At 58.7% G+C, this 15,017-nt stretch carries 13 protein-coding genes; 9 read left to right on the top strand and 4 right to left on the bottom strand.

What is annotated here, in order from left to right:
- The first annotated feature begins 36 nt into the window (after window positions 1–36).
- The 7 genes from C0U40_RS08080 to C0U40_RS08050 all read left to right on the top strand — a co-directional run bounded on the left by C0U40_RS08080 (window position 37) and on the right by C0U40_RS08050 (window position 8,145).
- Entirely contained in the window at window positions 37–1,284 is a 1,248-nt protein-coding gene (locus C0U40_RS08080; RefSeq protein WP_101655242.1) for a sarcosine oxidase subunit beta family protein, read from the top strand.
- A 67-nt stretch (window positions 1,285–1,351) separates the two neighbouring features.
- The gene (locus tag C0U40_RS08075; protein WP_101655241.1) at window positions 1,352–1,678 is read left to right on the top strand and encodes a sarcosine oxidase subunit delta; all 327 of its coding nucleotides are present in this window, start codon (window positions 1,352–1,354) and stop codon (window positions 1,676–1,678) included.
- A 67-nt stretch (window positions 1,679–1,745) separates the two neighbouring features.
- Window positions 1,746–4,769, top strand: a complete 3,024-nt coding sequence (locus C0U40_RS08070) for a sarcosine oxidase subunit alpha family protein (RefSeq protein WP_101655240.1) — start codon at window positions 1,746–1,748, stop codon at window positions 4,767–4,769.
- On the top strand, window positions 4,762–5,337 hold the full coding sequence (locus tag C0U40_RS08065; RefSeq protein ID WP_101655239.1) for a sarcosine oxidase subunit gamma: 576 nt from the start codon (window positions 4,762–4,764) through the stop codon (window positions 5,335–5,337). The genes C0U40_RS08070 and C0U40_RS08065 overlap by 8 nt, the downstream gene beginning before the upstream one ends.
- A gap of 301 nt (window positions 5,338–5,638) precedes the next feature.
- On the top strand, window positions 5,639–6,316 hold the full coding sequence (locus tag C0U40_RS08060; RefSeq protein ID WP_101655238.1) for a DUF6778 family protein: 678 nt from the start codon (window positions 5,639–5,641) through the stop codon (window positions 6,314–6,316).
- A gap of 84 nt (window positions 6,317–6,400) precedes the next feature.
- On the top strand, window positions 6,401–7,594 hold the full coding sequence (locus C0U40_RS08055; protein WP_101655237.1) for an RSP_2647 family RNA methyltransferase: 1,194 nt from the start codon (window positions 6,401–6,403) through the stop codon (window positions 7,592–7,594).
- Window positions 7,591–8,145, top strand: coding sequence for an RSP_2648 family PIN domain-containing protein (locus tag C0U40_RS08050; protein ID WP_101655236.1), 555 nt, complete (start codon window positions 7,591–7,593; stop codon window positions 8,143–8,145). The genes C0U40_RS08055 and C0U40_RS08050 overlap by 4 nt, the downstream gene beginning before the upstream one ends.
- Here C0U40_RS08050 and C0U40_RS08045 read toward each other — a convergent pair.
- The gene (locus C0U40_RS08045; RefSeq protein ID WP_101655235.1) at window positions 8,142–9,632 is read right to left on the bottom strand and encodes an MORN repeat-containing protein; all 1,491 of its coding nucleotides are present in this window, start codon (window positions 9,630–9,632) and stop codon (window positions 8,142–8,144) included. The two genes, C0U40_RS08050 and C0U40_RS08045, sit on opposite strands and share 4 nt — an antisense overlap.
- Window positions 9,633–9,806: 174 nt before the next feature.
- On the opposite strand from C0U40_RS08045, the gene C0U40_RS08040 reads away from it, so the two are divergent.
- Window positions 9,807–11,477: an NAD+ synthase gene (locus tag C0U40_RS08040; RefSeq protein ID WP_101655435.1), complete on the top strand. Its 1,671-nt coding sequence runs from the start codon at window positions 9,807–9,809 to the stop codon at window positions 11,475–11,477.
- Window positions 11,478–11,524: 47 nt separating this feature from the next.
- On the opposite strand, the gene C0U40_RS08035 is transcribed toward C0U40_RS08040, so the two are convergent.
- Window positions 11,525–12,166, bottom strand: coding sequence for a thermonuclease family protein (locus C0U40_RS08035; RefSeq protein ID WP_101655234.1), 642 nt, complete (start codon window positions 12,164–12,166; stop codon window positions 11,525–11,527).
- A 150-nt stretch (window positions 12,167–12,316) separates the two neighbouring features.
- Here C0U40_RS08035 and gltX point away from each other — a divergent pair, with 150 nt between their 5' ends.
- Entirely contained in the window at window positions 12,317–13,633 is a 1,317-nt protein-coding gene (gene gltX, locus C0U40_RS08030; RefSeq protein ID WP_101655233.1) for a glutamate--tRNA ligase, read from the top strand.
- Window positions 13,634–13,663: 30 nt separating this feature from the next.
- Here gltX and C0U40_RS08025 read toward each other — a convergent pair whose 3' ends face one another.
- Both C0U40_RS08025 and C0U40_RS08020 read right to left on the bottom strand, forming a co-directional pair.
- Entirely contained in the window at window positions 13,664–14,212 is a 549-nt protein-coding gene (locus tag C0U40_RS08025) for a gamma-glutamylcyclotransferase family protein (protein WP_101655232.1), read from the bottom strand.
- 4 nt (window positions 14,213–14,216) lie between these two features.
- Window positions 14,217–14,951 carry a M48 family metalloprotease gene (locus C0U40_RS08020; protein ID WP_145991912.1) on the bottom strand — a complete coding sequence of 245 codons (735 nt, stop codon included), beginning with the start codon at window positions 14,949–14,951 and terminating at the stop codon, window positions 14,217–14,219.
- Between the last annotated feature and the right edge of the window lie 66 nt (window positions 14,952–15,017).

Here is a 15,017-nt window from a genome sequence, read left to right as displayed (position 1 = left end):
GCCCCAAGCCCCCGCCACCTGACCGGAGTTCACCCTATGAGACGCTATTCAGCCTTTGCTATCGCCCGTGAAGCCGCCCGATACCATTCGGGCTGGGAGCGGGCATGGGCCTCACCAGAGCCCAAGAGCGAATATGACGTGATCATTGTCGGCGCGGGCGGGCATGGTCTGGCTACAGCTTATTATCTGGGCAAGAACTTCGGCATCACCAATGTGGCAATCATCGAAAAGGGCTGGCTTGGCGGAGGCAACACGGGGCGGAACACTACGATTATCCGCTCGAACTATTTGCAGGACCCTTCGGCGGCGATCTATGAAAAGGCCCGCTCGCTTTATGAAACCATGTCGCAGGACCTGAACTATAACGTGATGTTCAGCCCGCGCGGTGTGATGATGCTGGCGCAGACCGAACATGAAATCCGCGGATACCAGCGCACCGCTCACGCCAATGCACTGCAAGGCGTCGCAACTGAATTTATCGGTCCTGAAAAGGTTAAAGAACTTTGTCCGATCATCGAACTCAAAGGGCCGCGTTATCCGGTGCTCGGCGCACTCTGGCAGCCGCGCGGCGGTACAGCACGGCACGATGCTGTGGCTTGGGGCTATGCACGCGCCTGTTCGGATATGGGAATGCACATCATCCAGAAATGTGAAGTCACGGGCGTGCATCGGGAAAACGGCAAGGTCACGGGCGTTGAAACCACCAAGGGCCGGATCGGTTGTAAGAAACTCGGCATGGTGGTTGCGGGCAACGCCAGTGCGCTGGCCGATATGGCCGGTTTCCGCATTCCGCTGGAATCCGTCGCGCTGCAAGCCTTGGTGTCCGAGCCCATTAAACCCTGTATGGATGTGGTGATCATGGCGAATACCGTGCACGGTTACATGTCCCAGTCCGACAAAGGCGAAATGGTTATCGGCGGCGGCACAGACGGGTTCAACAACTACACACAGCGCGGCAGCTTCCATCACATCGAGGAAACCGTCCGCGCGCTGGTGGAAACCTTCCCGATGATTTCACGCCTTAAAATGCTGCGCCAGTGGGGCGGGATTGTAGATGTGACGGGGGACCGCTCTCCGATCATCGGTAAAACGCCCCTTGGCAACACGTTCATAAACTGCGGCTGGGGCACCGGCGGGTTCAAGGCTATTCCCGGTTCCGGCTGGGCTTTCGCAGAAACCATCGCCAAGGGCGAGCCGGGGGAACTGGCCGCGCCCTTTGGCATGGACCGCTTCATTGAGGGCCGCTTCATCGACGAAAGCGTCGCAGCAGGGGTGGCGCACTAATGGATAAGCAACCCAACGCAGCCGCTGCCCGCGCACAATCCACGTCCATTCGTAAAGGAGTGACTCCATGCTGATCCTGACCTGCCCGAATTGCGGCATTGCTGCGGACGAGACCGAACTGTCTGCGGGGGGCGAAGCGCATCTGACCCGTTTTGGCGCCGGATCCTCTGACGCGGATTTTGAGAACTACCTGTTTATGCGCAAGAACGCGCGGGGCGTGCATTTTGAACGCTGGCGTCACAGTTACGGCTGCGGCAAGTGGTTCCATGCCGCCCGTTGCACGACCACTCTGGAAGTTTTCGGTACCTATCCGGCCCAAACCACAGAGCCACCGGCTGAACTGATCGAAAAGATCAAACAGAAATGCCCTGACTTTGAAGGATTCAGCAAATGAGCCTTCTTCTGGCCCTCAATATCCCCGCCGGAGGCTTCTGCCCCCGCAACACTCGCGAGGTTCGAACATGAGCACACGTTTGCAAAACCACGGCCGTCTGATTGATCGCAGCATGCGACTGGAGTTCAACTGGAACGGCAAGCGGCTGAACGGCTTCAAGGGGGACACTCTTGCCTCGGCACTCCTTGCCAATGGTGAAATGCTGGTCGGGCGGTCGTTCAAATACCACCGGCCACGGGGCATTGTGGCTTCCGGCCCCGAAGAACCAAACGCATTGGTCGGCTTGGGGCAGGGCGGCAAATACGAACCCAACCAGCGGGCCACCACCACCGAACTGTTCAACGGTCTGACAGCGAAATCCCAGAACCACTGGCCGAGCCTTGAATTTGATGTGGGCGGCGTGAACCGCGTGATGACCCGCTTTTTCCCCGCCGGTTTTTATTACAAGACCTTCATGGCGCCGTCTTTCGCATGGAAACATGTGTTTGAGCCTGTGATCCGTAAAGCCGCCGGTCTTGGCGCGGCCCCCGATCCCGAGGAGCGGGATGCGGACCGTTATGAATACTTCTACGCCCATTGCGATGTGCTGGTGATTGGCGGCGGGATTGCAGGGCTGGCCGCCGCCCTTCAAGCGGGGAAATCCGGTGCCAAAGTTCTGCTGCTGGAGCAGGAAAACCACTTTGGCGGCCGTGCCCCTGTGGACGGTGTGACGATTGAAGGCAAGCCGGCACAGGACTGGATCGACGCGACGGTTGCAGCACTGGACAGCATGGAAAACGTAACCATCCGCACCCGCACGATGGGGGCAGGGGTCTATGACCACGGCTATGCGCTCGGCTACGAGCGTCTGACCGATCACGCGCCCGAAATTGCAGGGCCGCGCCATCGTCTGTGGCGGATCCGTGCCAAGCGCATTCTGACCGCAACCGGCGCGATCGAGCGTCCGCTGTCCTTTGCGGGCAACGATGTGCCCGGCGTGATGCTGGCAGGTGCCGTGCGCGATTACATGATCAACCACGGCGTATCTGTCGGGGATGGTGTGGTGGTTGCCACCAACAACGACGACGCCTATCGCACCGCCATCGCGCTGAAAGAGGCGGGACTTGACGTGCCTGCGGTGATCGACGCCCGCAGCACGGCGACCGGCCCGCTGGTTGAAAAAGCCCGCGCAATGGGTATCCGCGTTGAAACCGGAACCGCGATTTCCTCGGTCTATGGCAATAAGAAAGTCACCTCGGTTGGACTGTGCAAGCAGTCGGGCGAGGGCACTAAAACAGACGAGCTGGACTGTGATGCGGTTGCCATGTCCGGCGGCTGGTCTCCGGTGGTGCATCTGTGGTCCCATTGCGGCGGCAAGCTGAACTGGGACAGCGAAATGGCCATGTTCCGGCCCGATCCTTCCCGCCCGCCATTGGGTGCAGACGGGGAAGGGTTTGTTCTGGTCGCTGGTACCGCCAACGGCCATCTCGACGCCGCTGCTGCCATTGCTGACGGTCACGCCGTTGGGGCGCAGGCCGCATCAGAGGCCGGTTTTGACGCCAAAGACGATGCCGCACCCCTGGCCGAGTCCGAGGCCGAAGGCCCGATCCTTGCGGTCTGGTCCATGCCTCAGGGTCAGAACAAGAAACTGCAAATGAAAACCTTCCTTGACTATCAGAACGACGTGAAAGTGTCGGATGTGCGCCTGGCGGCACAGGAAGGCTATGAAAGCGTTGAACACACGAAGCGTTACACCACGCTTGGCATGGCGACCGATCAGGGGAAACTTTCTAACATCAACGGTCTGGCGGTTCTGGCGGACAGTCTGAACGCGGAAATTCCGCAGGTGGGTACCACAACCTTCCGTCCGCCCTATCACCCGATTTCGATGGGCGCTATCGCAGGCGAGGCCCGCGGTGGTCTGTTCAAAGTGTTGCGGCGCACGCCGATGCACGACTGGACTGACAGCAACGGCGGTGTCTGGGAACCTGTGGCGGACTGGCGCCGGCCCTATTGCTACCAGCAAGCAGGCGAGAGCGTGAAAGAAGCGGTAAACCGCGAAATCCTGCAAACCCGCAACAGCGTGTCGATCCTAGATGCCTCGACCCTTGGCAAGATCATCGTCAAAGGGCCGGACGCGGGCAAGTTCCTCGACATGCTTTACACCAACATGATGAGCACGCTCAAAGTTGGCCGCTGCCGCTATGGTCTGATGTGTTCGGAAAACGGGTTCCTGTCTGATGACGGTGTTGTCGCGCGGTTGGATGAGGATACTTTCCTGTGTCACACCACATCCGGCGGGTCGGATCGCATCCACGCATGGATGGAAGAATGGCTGCAAACGGAATGGTGGGACTGGAAGGTCTACACCGCCAATGTGACCGAGCAATATGCGCAGATCGGTATCGTCGGCCCCAACGCCCGCAAGGTGTTGGAGAAGATGGGCACCGATATGGACCTGAGCGCCGAAGCGCTGCCGTTCATGGCCTTTGCTGACGGGGAAATCGCGGGCATCAAGGCACGGCCCTACCGGATTTCCTTCTCGGGAGAGTTGTCCTACGAGGTCGCCGTTCCCGCTGCACAAGGACAGGCGTTCTGGGATGCTGCCCTTGCCGCTGGCAAGGAATTCGGCATCACCCCATATGGCACCGAAGCCCTACACGTGATGCGGGCAGAGAAAGGCTTCATCATGATCGGGGATGAAACTGACGGTACTGTTATTCCGCAGGATCTGGGGCTGAACTGGGCGATTTCCAAAAAGAAGGAAGACTTCCTTGGCAAACGCGCCCAACAGCGTCCCCATATGGTGGACCCGAAACGCTGGCGACTGGTGGGGCTTGAAACCGAAGATCCCTCGGTAGTGATCCCGGACGGCGCTTATGCGGTGGATGGCACCACGCGGGCCAACGGGGTGAAGAACATGATCGGGCGGATTACATCGACCTATTATTCCCCGACACTGAAGCGGTCCATCGCGATGGGGCTGGTCGAGGACGGGCCTGAACGCATGGGCGACACGATCATGTTTGCCCGCACCGACGGCACCACCATAAACGCCAAAATCGTCGATCCGGTATTTCTGGACAAAGAAGGAGCACGGCAGAATGTCTGATGCAGTCAGTGTTGTAAACGGCGCCTCTTTTGATGGCGCGGTGCAGGTCAAGGACGCAGGTCTGGTCGGGATGGTCACGCTGCGTGGTGATTTCACATCCGATAGCCTTGCAAAAGCAGTGAAATCAGCCGTCGGGTTGGCACTACCTGAGGCCAGACAGGTGAAGCAGGGGGCAAAAGGCGGTGTCGCGTGGATGTCACCGGACGAACTGTTGCTGTTCTGCGAATATGACACCGCAGATGCTCTGGTCGCGAAACTGAACAAGGCGCTGGCCGGAGAGCATTTTCTGGCGGTGAACGTCTCGGACGCGCGGGCCAGCTTTACCCTGAAAGGGGCGGGCGTGCGCGAGGTCATAGCCAAGGGCAGCCCTGCCGATCTGTCGCCGGAGGCTTTCAGGCAAGGTGAAATCCGCCGTTCGCGTCTGGGTCAGGTGGCGGTTGCTTTCTGGCTGTCCGGTCCGGACACGATGGAACTGGTCTGCTTCCGCAGTGTTGGCAGTTTTGTTTATGACTGGCTTTGCGTTGCGGCAGAGAAAGGCACTTTGCCAGAGTATTTCAACGCCGGTTAGACGAACTTACTTTTTCCGGTCGGGGGCGGCTGCTGCGGAAATTAAGGTCCGCACAGCCGCCCCGTCCGATTTTGGGCCGAAAATAAGGCAAACTGCCTTAATGTTCTAAGTGTCCATTATTCAACAATAAATCATAAAATTTACGCGCGTTAAGTTTGTGAAAGTTGATGCGTCAACCTTATTAATACCTTCAAATTGGTTCAATTGCTCCCTAGTTCAGCCCGATTCCCAAGCGACAACAGGTTTCAGAAAACGAAACCAAAGCTCTAGCCGGTCGCAGTCCGGTAAAAGGAGAGAAACCATGTTGAAACTTTGTAAGATCGTTGGCCTTTTCGCTCTGGCAGCCACAACGTCCGCCTGTGTTTCCAATCCCTCTTCGCGTAATGCGACGATAGAGGCACCACGTCCGGTCTCCGCTGTTGCGGCCTCGCAAACTCAACTCGGCTTTTTCCCCGAACCTCTGGCAACAACGGTTGCCGCTGCTCCGGCGGTGGTTCCCGCACTGACTTCGCCCTACAAGATTGTGGACGTGCAGGTTCAGGTTCCCGATTATCTGGTTGTCTCCGAAGCTGATGTATATTTGCCCAAGGCGGATATCGTCTGGCGTGAAGACCCGCTGGGCAACCGTTACGAACAGGTAGAGGCCATTATAGAGGATGCGCTGCGCAAAGGCACGGCCCCGCTGAATGGCGAGAAAGAGGTTATTCTGGCTGCACGGGTTGGTATGTTCCATGCTTTGACGGAAAAAACCCGCAATTCCATCGGCGGCAAACACAACGTCCAGTTCGAATATGTATTGCTGGATGCGAAGACCCGCCAGCCGGTGACGATGGTTCAAAAGGTCGATGCCTCGCTTAAAGCCTACGGTGGCAGCCGCGCCTACCGCGCCATGCGTGAGGGCCAGACCCAGAAAGTGCGGATCACCAATCACGTGGCGGGTATTGTGCAAACAGCACTGACCAAGGGCTCTGACGCCTGATAAAAAGAACGATTTCATTTAAAGCGGCCCCTTGGGGGCCGTTTTTCATTTCCTCTTGGCCGTAAAGGGCGCTAGGAGGCAGGTATGACAGATAACCGACCAGAACTCCGCTTTCGCCCCAATAAATCCCCGCAACGCATTCGCCACGGCTTTCCCTGGGCCTATGACAATGAGGTCGTCACCGACCGCCGCACCAAAAAGATTGCCCCCGGCACGATTGTTGATCTGCTGGACAACGAGCGGAACTTTGTTGCGCAGGCGGCGTTTCATCCCGATTCCAAGATCGCTGCACGGGTGCTTGAACGGGACCGCGCTGTTCAGATTGATGCCAAATGGCTGGAGGCCAAGCTGCGCTTTGCGCGCGATCACCGTGACCGGATGTTCGACACGCCGTTTTACCGGCTCATCCATGCCGAGGCAGATGGGCTGCCCGGTCTGATCATTGACCGGTTTGGCGATGTGTTTGCGGTGCAACCGAATGCGGCGTGGATCGAAAACCTGCTGCCCGCGCTGCAAAATGCGCTGAAGGCAGTGTTCGATGCGCCGGTTATCATCAAGAACGCCAGCGGTCGTGCGCGGGGGCTGGAAGGGCTTTCCGAAGAGACTGTTGTGATGGAGGGATCGGTTGACGGACCGATCCCTGTGCAAATGAACGGGGCCACCTATATGGCGGACGTTTTGGGCGGGCAGAAAACCGGATTGTTCTATGATCAGCGCCCGAACCATGCCTTCGCTGCAAAGCTGGCCAAGGGCGGTGATGTTCTAGATGTGTTTTCCCATGTGGGCGGATTTTCCCTTGCGGCACTTGCAGGAGGGGCGACCCGCGCCACCGCAGTAGACGGCTCGGCGGCGGCGCTGGAACTGGCAACAAAAGGGGCGGCGGCCTCGGGGTATGAAGCGGCGTTCGACACGATCAAAGGTGATGCCTTTGAGGTAATGACCAAACTGGCTGACGAGGGGCGCAGCTTTGATGTGGTGGTTTGTGACCCACCGGCCTTTGCTCCGGCGAAACCGGCGCTTCAGGCCGGGTTGCGGGCCTATGAAAAAGTCGCGCGTATGGGGGCGGCACTGGTGCGGCCGGGCAGCTATCTGGTGCTGTGTTCCTGTTCCCATGCGGCAGACCTTTCGTCTTTCCGTCAGGCCAGCCTGCGCGGTGTCGGTAAGGGCGGCCGCACAGGACAGATCGTTTACACCGGATTTGCCGGAGAGGATCACCCTGTTCACCCGCAACTGGCTGAAACGGCCTATCTGAAGTCGATATTCCTGCGACTGGAATGACACAACGTGTTCTGATCGACGCCTGCGTGCTTTATCCCTCTGTTCTGCGGGCACTGGTTCTGGGCTGCGCTAAACAGGGGGCGTTTGTGCCGCTGTGGTCGGAACGTATTCTCGAAGAATGGCGACGCGCGGCCCATAAGAATGAAATCGGGCCGATGGCAGACACCGAGATCGCGCTGCTGCGGGCGGATTGGCGCGGGGCAGAGGTGGATGTCTCTGGCGTGCCGCTGGAAGACCTGCACCTGCCCGATGAAAACGACCGCCATGTGCTGGCGGCGGCGATTGCGGGGCAGGCGGATGAATTGCTGACCGCCAACACGGGCGATTTTCCCACGCGGGTGCTGGCGCGTCATGCTATCTTGCGCCGCCATCCGGACGAATTCCTGTTGGAACTGGCGCTTGGGGATGCTGCGATGATGTGCAAGGTGATCGACCGCGTCCACGCCGATGCCGAAGCGATGAAAGGCGAACGGGTCAACCGGCGCAAAATGTTGCAACGCTGCGGTTTGCCCCGTCTTGCAAAATGGGACGGGGCAGGGACGGCCGGTTAATCTGCAGCCGGCGGTGTTTCTGCGTCAACTTCTGTTTCAGTATCTTCGGCGGCTGGTGCTGCTGGCACACCGCCTGCTGCCTCGGCCTCTTCCTGTGTGGCCTGTTTGCCGTTGGCCCAGAAACCGTCATATTCCTCGCCGGTGGCATAGACCATCTTGCCGCTGCCCTGCCGCTGGCCGTTCTTGAACGTGCCGGTGTAGACATCGCCGTTGGCATAAGTCGCAACACCGGCGCCGTTAATCTCGCCGTTGTCCCAGTTGCCGACATAGCTGAACCCGTCTGGCAGGGTGATCTTGCCACGGCCCTGACGTTTGCCGTCTACATAGGCGCCTTCATAGATGGATCCATCCTTGAACACGGCGCGGCCTTCTCCCTGCCGGACACCTTCAACCCACTCCCCTTCATAGGAATGGCCGTCTGCATAGGTGATTTTTCCGGTGCCGTGGTTCTTGGCGTTTTTCAACTCTCCCACATAAACGGTACCGTTCACATCGCGCACGGTGCCGGTGCCCTCAATACGGCCTTCAACCCACTGGCCTTCGTACGACGAGCCGTTGGCATAGACGATCTTGCCTTCGCCGTGGGGCAGGCCCTTGGCGAATTCGCCTGTGTAAACCGCACCGTCGCTATAGGTCAGTGATCCCTGACCTGACATCTGGCCTGCTTCCCAGTTGCCGCTGTATTCATAGCCGTCCTGTCCGGTGAACTTACCGTCACCCTGACGCTGGTCGTTAACGAAATTGCCAACAAAGATATCGCCGTTGGCGTAGGTGATCTTGCCTGCGCCGTTGCGCTTGCCCTGTTCCATCTGGCCTTCATACACATCGCCGTTGGCCTGTTTGAGAACGCCCGTGCCTTCGATCTGTCCGTTCTTCCATTCCCCGTCATAGGTCAGGCCGTCCGGCATGGTCAGAAGGCCGTTGCCTTCGCGCATACCTTCAACCACATCCCCCTGATATGTCGCGCCGTCATGATAGGTGATCAGAGCCTTGCCGGTTTTCTTGCCGTCCTGCCAGTCCCCTTCATAGCGATAGCCGTTCGGGCTTGTCATCGTGCCCTTGCCATCGTGCTGGGCCTGAGAAAATTCGCCCTCATAAACCACGCCATTGGCGTATTTCGCTACGCCGGTGCCTTCGATTTTACCGTTGACCCAGTCGCCTTCATAGGTGCCACCGTCAGCAAAAGTGATCTTGCCTTCGCCTTCGGGCTTGCCTGCCACAAACGTCCCCTCGTAAACCGAACCGTTGGGGAATTTCGCCGTGCCTTGCCCCTGAATCTCTCCTTCGACCCATTCACCGGAATATTCGTAACCATTGGGCAGGCGATAGGTGCCGGTGCCGTGTTGCTTGCCGTCCTTAAAGGTGCCTTCATAGACCCCGCCGGTATCATATTGTTTGGTCACAACCTGCGCTGTGGCCTGTGCAAAACCCGCTGTCGGGGCGGTGGCCAGCAGGGCTGCAACAAGAAGGGTGCGGGGAAGCGGCATGGGTTTGGTCAAATTCTCTTCGCCGGCGCGGGGCCGGGCTCCCTAATGATTGGTCAATCGGTTTGCGCCCAACGTTAAGGCTTTGGAAAATTCATGACAAGGGTTCTTGCGTCTTGTGCTTTGTGGTTCAAATAGGTCTAACAAGGCAAAAGATAATCAGAAATGGTGGGCACCATGACAGAGAAACTGCGTCTGACGCTTGCACAGCTTAACCCCACGGTCGGGGATCTGACCGGAAACATGGCCAAAGCGCAAGAGGCCCATGCTGCCGCTGCCAAAGCAGGGGCGGACATGCTTGTGCTGCCCGAGATGTTCATCACCGGTTATCAGACGCAGGATCTGGTGATGCGTCCGGCCTTTGCGCTGGATGCGATGGAGCATGTGGCGATGCTCGCAAAAGCCTGTGATACTGGGCCTGCGATCGGTGTGGGCGCGCCATTGCTGGAAGACGACTTGCTGTTCAATGCCTATTACATTTTGCGCGGCGGAGAGATCATCGCCACCCTGCGCAAGCATGAACTGCCCAACACCCACGTCTTTGACGAAGTGCGCCAGTTCAGTTCCGGCCCGATTGCCGGCCCCTACAGTCTGGGTAATGTGCGTATCGGCACCCCGATCTGTGAAGACGCGTGGCATCCGGATGTGCCCGAGGCGCTGGCGGAATCCGGTGCGGAAATTCTGGTGGTGCCCAACGGTTCGCCCTATTACCGCAACAAATACGACCGGCGGTTTTCTGCCATGGTGTCCCGTGTAATCGAGAACGACCTGCCGCTGGTCTATCTGAACATGGTGGGCGGTCAGGACGATCAGGTGTTTGACGGTGGTTCTTTTGTGCTTAACCGTGGGGGCAAACTGGCGCTGCAAATGCCCCTGTTCGACGAGGCGATCGCCCATGTGGACTTTGAAAAAGGTCCGGAGGGCTGGGAGGCTCTTGACGGTGAGAAAATCGTGCCTGTGGACGAATGGGAGCAGGACTACCGCGTGATGACGCAAGGCCTGCGTGATTACATGGGCAAGACCGGTTTCAAAAAGGTGCTGCTGGGGCTGTCCGGCGGGATCGATTCCGCCATTGTTGCAACGATTGCGGTGGATGCGCTGGGGGCAGAGAACGTGCGCTGCGTGATGCTGCCGTCCGAATACACAGCACAGGACAGTCTTGACGATGCCGCCGAACTGGCCGCCAATCTGGGGGTGAAGCTGGACACCATTCCGATCAAGGCCGCCCGTGGTGCTGTGACCGAAACACTGGCACCGTTCTTTGAGGGGTTGGAGCCGGATGTGACCGAAGAAAACATCCAGTCCCGCCTGCGGGGCCTGCTGTTGATGTCCCTGTCCAACAAGTTCGGTGAAATGTTGCTGACCACCGGCAATAAATCCGAAGTGGCAGTGGGCTATGCCACCATCTACGGCGATATGGCGGGGGGCTATAACCCGATTAAAGACCTCTATAAAATGCGGGTGTTTGAAAGCTGCCGCTGGCGCAATGCCAACCACCGCGACTGGATGATGGGGCCGGAAGGTGCGGTCATTCCGGTGAACATCATCGAAAAGCCACCGAGCGCCGAACTGCGCGAGGATCAGAAGGATTCCGACAGCCTGCCGGAATACGAAGAACTTGACGCAATTCTGGAGTTGCTGGTGGATCAGGATCTGTCGGTGGCAGAGATTGTCTCGCTCGGGTTCGACCGCGCTGTGGTCAAGCGGATCGAGCATCTGGTGTATATCTCTGAATACAAGCGCTTTCAGTCTGCCCCCGGTCCACGCCTTACCCACCGCGCCTTCTGGATGGACCGGCGCTATCCGATTGTGAACCGTTGGCGTGATAACAGCGGGGCGGAGACCTAGCGCTCCGCGCGGGGATATTTATCGAAAATGGTTTGTGTCGCGGCTGGTTATTTCCAGTAGGGCGCGCGCCAGCCTGCGGCAACAGCTTCGGCTTCGTCACAGAACCAGCGTTCACCTTTAGAGAGGCTGATCTTGGTGCGGTTGTACCAAGGCGACCACGGCGCGTGGTAAATTTTCCCCTTGGCTGAAATGTTGCCTTTAATGGCGCAGCCGTCCGGGGCTTTTTGGGCTGCCACCTCCCAGCGGGCCGCGCGATAGTCCCACGGTGTTTGGGACTCTGCCTGCCAGATGCCGAGCCTGCGGGCCTTTGCACGATCCTGCACAGCTTCATATTCGTCCGAAAATTTCAGAAAGGCCCAAGCCATGCCTTGTGCCACCATTTCGCGGGCGAGATCGGTTGAACCGGCATAACAGCGTGCAACGATGCGGCCATAACCGTCGGTGGCAAGTTCCTGACAGGTCACGGTTTTTCCACGGGTCAGCGCAAAGAGACGTTCCGTTGCAGCAGTGCCGCAGGCCCAGTCCTTCCCGCTGCCGGCCTTGCATTTCTGCCCGGCTTCGGGGGCGTCGATACCGTTGATCCGGTAACGGATGCCCCCCAGATCCAGCGTATCACCGTCTACAATGCGCAATGTATCCGCAGCCACCGGCGCACTCAGGCAGGCCAGTGCGATCAGCACTCTTATCATGGTCAACTCCTCGGTCCTCTCCCGTGGTCTAGCTGAACAGAAGGGGAACTTTAACCTTTTCTTTACACATTCGTTAACGGCCTTCGCCCTTGGCCTTTGGGGATTGGCGCTGTATGAGGGGCGCAGAATTCTTCCGAAGGTAAAAGCCAGATGACTGTCACCCGTTTTGCCCCGTCCCCGACCGGTTTCCTGCACGTTGGAAACCTGCGTACCGCGCTGTTCAATTATCTGATCGCCCGCAAGCAGGGGGGGCAGTTTATCCTGCGCCTTGATGATACGGATCCCGAACGTTCCACGCAGGAATATGCGGATGGTATTCAGGAGGATCTGGAATGGCTCGGCCTGACATGGGACCGGATGGAACGCCAGTCCGACCGTCTGGATCGCTATAACGCGGCTGCGGACGAGTTGCGTGCTGCGGGCCGGTTTTACGAGTGTTTCGAGACGCCTGTTGAACTGGATCTGAAGCGCAAGAAACAGTTGAACATGGGCAAGCCGCCTGTGTATGACCGTGCGGCCCTGTCGCTCAGCGAAGCAGAAAAAGACGCATTGCGGGCAGAGCGTAGCGGCCACTGGCGGTTCAAACTGGATCAGGAACGGATTGAATGGACGGACGGCATTCTGGGCGACTTGTCCATTGATGCGGCCTCTGTGTCCGATCCGGTGCTGATCCGTGGCGACGGGCAGTTCTTGTACACGCTGGCGTCTGTCTGTGACGATGTGGATTTCGGCATCACCCACGTGGTGCGCGGCTCTGATCACGTGACCAACACGGCAACGCAAATCCAGATTATCGAGGCGCTGGGCGGAACTGTTCCGGCCTTTGCCCACCACTCGCTGTTAACAGGTCCGCAAGGCGAGGCGCTGTCCAAACGGCTTGGCACACTGGCGCTGCGGGATCTGCGCGCACAGGGGATTGAACCGATGGCGCTGCTTTCACTTATGGCGCGGCTTGGTGCGAATGAACCAGTGGAGCTGCGCAGTTCCATGGAAGAGCTGATCGAAGGCTTTGACCTTTCGCAATTCGGTTCTGCGCCGACGAAATTCGATGTGGCGGATTTGGGACCGATGACGGCCAAAGCGGTGGCAGCACTCCCTTATGGTGAAATGGAACAGACTCTCGCCGATCTGGGTGTGCCAGCGGATATCGCGCCCGCTTTCTGGGAGGTTGCCCGTGAAAACGTGGCCACCCGTGCCGGTATCGCAGACTGGTGGGCGCTGTGCCGTGACGGAGCAGAGCCGCTGGTTGATGCAGAGGATGCGGATTTTGTCGCCACGGCGAAAGACCTGCTGCCTGCGCAGCCCTGGGACGGGGACAGCTGGAAAAGTTGGACGACAGCTGTGAAAGAAGCCACGGGTCGCAAGGGGCGGGGGTTGTTTATGCCACTGCGCAAGGCGCTGACTGGGATGGAACACGGGCCGGACATGTCCAAACTGATGCCGCTGCTGCAAAAGCACCGGCTCTGATCTTTTGTGCCCGACCGGCCTGTTCAGGGGTCAGGTCGGGGCGACAATCCTTGCACCCACCATATTGATATGATCATCGACCAGCGCGGTTTCCGTGTCTGACAGAAGTCCTGCGCGGGGGTAAAGCGGCGTTGCGCGGTCGTTCAGGATCGGAGTGTCCCAGCCGCTGGTAGAGCGGAAGAAATCCCGTACGCCATCCGTGCCGAACACCTGATGAAAACCCTGCACAACGCAATCAAGATAGCTGAGCAGGATGGGTTGATTCAGGTTTTCAAGGGACACAGCGGCTGCGCTGGCCTTGTACATCGCCACACCGCTAAGCGGTTCCACATCTAGCACCAGACGGTCATAGGCCGCTTCTCGCAGGTCGAGCGCCTCCCAGCCGATATCGCCAACATCTGCCACCAGTCCGGAAATGGACGACAGCGGATCAGGTGTCACGCTTAGAAAGGCCACGTCCCGCTGGGATGATTGCACCCAATGCCGCCGCCAGCCTTTCAGCGTGGTCGGGCGCAGGTTCTGATAATTATGGGTGCCCGCATTGACGAGCGATCCGTATCCGAAAAAACTGCCGGTCATTAAATCACCACGCCACCGGCGCGCGGCCGCCTTGGGATTTGGCCGTGTTGATGGTCTGGATGGTTCGCGCAACTTGCGACATTCTCTGGGTGGAAGGCGGGTGCGTTGCCAGCAAAGCCGAAGAGCCACGGGTGCGTTCGAAGGTACGCGCGCCTATGGCCGCATTATAGCCGGCGCGATCCGCGATATGGGCCGCAATGGTATCCGCTTCCAGTTCGAATTTCTTGGAATAGCTGCGCCCGCCAATCGCGCCGCCGATGTCCACGCCAACCCGCGCATCGCCACCCCCAACGGCAACCAGAATACCGCCAAGCACGGCACCGGCAAGCTGGTTGGCCTGTGTCTGTTCGATGTGGCGCGCAATCTGGTGGCCCGCTTCATGGCCAAACACAAAAGCGATCTCGTGGTCGTTTCGGAAACTGCGCAACATGTTGACATTGAATGTGATGATCGGGCGTCCGTCCGCGCCAATTGTCTGATAGGCATTGGCCGGTTGGCTGGGATCAGTGTTTACCTTGACCTGAAAATCGCAAAAGCCCCGCGGCTTGTTGGCATGGAAGGACCGGCAGACGGATTCTGCTACGGGTTCGACGCGCGCTGCGACGCGGTAGTAATCGCTGACGCTCGATTGTGTGTCGCGCATGGCAACTGGCGCTGCGCTTTGTTGGGGGACAGGATCTGTCGTCGAGGTACAGGCAGCCAGTAGGGCTGTAGTGGCGGCGGCGATCAGTTTGCGCATGAATTCCTCTGTCAGATTCGCCAAAGGCGTTGGCTGGCTTGCGGGCCTTTGGTTTTAATACGTAAT

Source organism: Neptunicoccus cionae, assembly GCF_002860325.1.
Classification (GTDB): domain Bacteria; phylum Pseudomonadota; class Alphaproteobacteria; order Rhodobacterales; family Rhodobacteraceae; genus Amylibacter; species Amylibacter lutimaris.
This window is presented reverse-complemented; position numbering and strand designations above follow the sequence as displayed.

Coding starts and splice junctions, on each gene's coding strand:
- C0U40_RS08070 (WP_101655240.1), top strand. CDS start 1,746: ATGAGCACACGTTTGCAAAACCACGGCCGTCTGATTGATCGCAGCATG.
- C0U40_RS08075 (WP_101655241.1), top strand. CDS start 1,352: ATGCTGATCCTGACCTGCCCGAATTGCGGCATTGCTGCGGACGAGACC.
- C0U40_RS08025 (WP_101655232.1), bottom strand. CDS start 14,212: ATGACCGGCAGTTTTTTCGGATACGGATCGCTCGTCAATGCGGGCACC.
- C0U40_RS08045 (WP_101655235.1), bottom strand. CDS start 9,632: ATGCCGCTTCCCCGCACCCTTCTTGTTGCAGCCCTGCTGGCCACCGCC.
- C0U40_RS08050 (WP_101655236.1), top strand. CDS start 7,591: ATGACACAACGTGTTCTGATCGACGCCTGCGTGCTTTATCCCTCTGTT.
- C0U40_RS08040 (WP_101655435.1), top strand. CDS start 9,807: ATGACAGAGAAACTGCGTCTGACGCTTGCACAGCTTAACCCCACGGTC.
- C0U40_RS08020 (WP_145991912.1), bottom strand. CDS start 14,951: ATGCGCAAACTGATCGCCGCCGCCACTACAGCCCTACTGGCTGCCTGT.
- C0U40_RS08055 (WP_101655237.1), top strand. CDS start 6,401: ATGACAGATAACCGACCAGAACTCCGCTTTCGCCCCAATAAATCCCCG.
- gltX (WP_101655233.1), top strand. CDS start 12,317: ATGACTGTCACCCGTTTTGCCCCGTCCCCGACCGGTTTCCTGCACGTT.
- C0U40_RS08065 (WP_101655239.1), top strand. CDS start 4,762: ATGTCTGATGCAGTCAGTGTTGTAAACGGCGCCTCTTTTGATGGCGCG.
- C0U40_RS08035 (WP_101655234.1), bottom strand. CDS start 12,166: ATGATAAGAGTGCTGATCGCACTGGCCTGCCTGAGTGCGCCGGTGGCT.
- C0U40_RS08080 (WP_101655242.1), top strand. CDS start 37: ATGAGACGCTATTCAGCCTTTGCTATCGCCCGTGAAGCCGCCCGATAC.
- C0U40_RS08060 (WP_101655238.1), top strand. CDS start 5,639: ATGTTGAAACTTTGTAAGATCGTTGGCCTTTTCGCTCTGGCAGCCACA.